General features: G+C 67.9%; 1 pseudogene. It reads right to left on the bottom strand.

The window, feature by feature from the left end:
• Positions 1-14: 14 nt before the first annotated feature.
• Positions 15-265, bottom strand: a pseudogene (locus tag WDW90_RS39790) (enoyl-CoA hydratase); the annotation flags it as partial.

The following is a 265-nucleotide window of genomic DNA, read 5'->3' as shown; positions in this document are numbered from 1 at the left end:
CCCGGCGCGGGCCACTAGAATGACGATGGCGGCGAGAACTTCGGCTTGCGGTGGGCCTTCAGTGCCGCCAGGCCTTCCTGGGCGTCCGGCCCCGCAAACCCCAGGATCTCCAGCGCCAGAGAAGTGTCAAACAGCGGGCCTGCCTGTCGCAGCCAATTGTTGAGTGCGTACTTGGTCCAGCGCGTCGCTGACGGGGAGCCCGCCGCCAGTTTGCGGGCGATCTCCAGCGCCTTGTCCTGCAGCTCGGCCGCATCCACGGCCAACG

This window comes from Methylobacterium nigriterrae, assembly GCF_037106235.1.
In the GTDB taxonomy this organism is placed as follows: domain Bacteria; phylum Pseudomonadota; class Alphaproteobacteria; order Rhizobiales; family Beijerinckiaceae; genus Methylobacterium; species Methylobacterium nigriterrae.
Note: the sequence above shows the minus strand (reverse complement) of the source record. Positions and strands in the feature narration are given on the sequence as shown.